Annotated in this window: 2 protein-coding genes; both read left to right on the plus strand. The window is 65.9% G+C overall.

Annotated elements, in window-relative coordinates; translation table 11 throughout:
* On the plus strand, positions 1 to 1,041 hold a 1,041-nt coding region (locus tag ACE3UY_RS23200; protein ID WP_374689838.1), incomplete at its 5' end, for an alpha-amylase.
* A 254-nt stretch (positions 1,042 to 1,295) separates the two neighbouring features.
* Positions 1,296 to 2,534: Glu/Leu/Phe/Val dehydrogenase (locus ACE3UY_RS23205; protein WP_374689839.1), on the plus strand; the 1,239-nt coding region annotated here is incomplete at its 3' end.

Raw genomic sequence — 2,534 nt, forward strand, 5'->3', positions numbered from 1 at the left:
CCGGAGTACTTCATCCACGGCACGGCCGAAGACCTGGCCGACTCGCCCCACCGCTTCTTCCGCGCCGGCGCCATGATCTATGCCAACGGCCGCAACCCGTACCTGACGACGTGGCGCGACGTGGCCCAACTCAACGTCTTCCACCACGGCCTGCGGGCGGCGGCCATCGAGACGCTGCTCGACATCGCCACCCAGTGCGACGGCCTGCGTTGTGACATGGCGATGCTGACGACGACCGACGTGTTCCAGCGCACCTGGGGCGAGCGGGCGGGCGAGCCGCCGGTGCAGGAGTACTGGCGCGAGGTGCTGTCGGCCGTTCGGGAGCAGTACCCCACCCACTGCTTTATCGCCGAGGTCTACTGGGATCTGGAGTGGGAGTTGCAGCAGCAGGGATTCGACTACTGCTACGACAAGCCGCTCTATGACCGGCTGGTGTACGAGTCGGCCGAGAGCGTGCGCGGCCACCTGGGGGCCGAATCGGCCTATCAAGACCGGCTGATCCGGTTCATCGAGAATCACAGCGAGCAGCGCGCCGCCGACACGTTCTGGGCGGGGCGCGCGCTGGCCGCGGCCGTGGCCGCCTACACCCTGCCCGGCGCGAAGCTCTTTCACCAGGGGCAACTGGAGGGCTATACCGTCCGTCTGCCCGTGTTCCTGACGCGGCGGCCGGAGCAGGCGGCCGACCGCGCCTTGCGCGCCTTCTACCGCCGGCTGACCAACGCCATCCAAAGCCCCGCCCTGCGCCACGGGCAGTGGCGACTTTGCGCGATGAGCGGATGGCCGGATAATACCAGTTATAACAACTTGGCGGCGTGGTGCTGGCAGGCGGGCGAAGAGCGGCGACTCATCGTCGTCAACCTGTCCAACCACACGTCACAGGCGCGCGTCCAGCTGCCCTGGCCCGAACTGGCCGGCCAGACGTGGGTGCTGGAAGACATCATGGAAGAGCGGGTTTTCGAGCACTCTGGCGACGAAATCCTCAACATGGGCCTCTACGTCGAGCTGGCTCCCTGGGGGCGGCACTTCTTTGCCGTCCGTTAAGAAGAAGAATCCGCAGATTTCGCAGATTACGCAGATTCTAAGCAGGGATCTGCGCGACCTGTATTATTTGCACGCTCATCGGGAAGTCCGGCGCGGGTGCGTTGGGCCTCGCACATTACGAGTAGCACAATAGCCGTCGCCAGCACCTTCCGGTGTCTGGCGATTTTGTCTGTATGAAAGCTCGCTTCGCCGGCCGCCCTTCGGGGCAGGCGGCGAAGCGCCCACTACACCCTCTCATAGGAGTCACCTTTATCATGACTGAGAATCTGAACCCGTTTGCGATTGCGCAGGCTCAACTGGATAAAGCGGCCGTCATCCTGGGCCTCGAAACCGACATGCACGCCTTTCTGCGCGAGCCGATGCGCGAATTCCACTTTAGCATTCCCGTGCGAATGGACGATGGACACACCCGGACGTTCAAGGCATTTCGCGTCCAGTACAACGACGCGCGCGGCCCGGCCAAGGGCGGCATCCGCTTCCACCCCGATGAGACCATCGACACCGTCCGCGCCCTGGCGGCGTGGATGACGTGGAAGACGGCTGTGGCCGACGTGCCGCTGGGAGGCGGCAAGGGCGGCGTCATCTGCAACCCGCGCGAACTGTCGCCCCGCGAACTGGAGCGGCTGAGCCGCGGCTACATGCGCGCCATCGCCCGCTTCGTCGGCCTCCAGCGTGACGTGCCCGCGCCCGACGTGAACACCAACCCGCAGATCATGGGCTGGATGCTGGACGAGTACGAGACCCTCATCGGCGGCCATGAGCCGGGCGTCATCACCGGCAAGCCCCTGATGCTGGGCGGCTCGGCCGGTCGCCCGCCGGCCACGGCCATGGGCGGCATGGTTAACATCCGCGAGGCGGCCAAGACGTTGGGCATGCCCCTCAAGGGCGCGACCTGCGCCATCCAGGGCTACGGCAACGTCGGCGGCTTCGCCCACCGGCTGGCCCATGAGCTGTTCGATCTGAAAGTCGTGGCCGTCAGCGACGAATTCGGGGCCATCTACTGCGAGGGCGGGCTTGACCCGGCCGTCGTCTCCGGCCACATGCGCCGTACCGGCCGCGTGGGCGGCTGCCCCGGCAGCGAGGTCATCACCAACGAACAACTACTGGAGATGCCGGTGGACATCCTCATCCCGGCGGCCATCGAGAACCAGCTCACCGGGGCCAACGCCGACCGCATCCAGGCCCGCATCATCGCCGAACTGGCGAACGGCCCGACGACGCCCGAGGCGGACAAGATCCTGACCGAGAAGGGCATCTACATCATCCCCGACTTCCTGTGCAACGCTGGCGGCGTCACCGTTTCCTACTTCGAGATGGTGCAGAACTCCTACGGGTTCTACTGGACGGAGCAGCTGGTGCAGGAGCGGCTGGATGAGAAGATGACCACGGCCTTCCATGCCGTCCACGACATGGCGGTGGAGCGCAACGTCGAGACGCGCGTGGCGGCCTATCTGGTGGCTGTCAACCGCGTGGCTGAGGCTGTCCGCGCCCGC

Origin of the sequence: Promineifilum sp. (SeqCode) (genome assembly GCF_041918635.1) — a bacterium.
Taxonomy (GTDB): domain Bacteria; phylum Chloroflexota; class Anaerolineae; order Promineifilales; family Promineifilaceae; genus Promineifilum.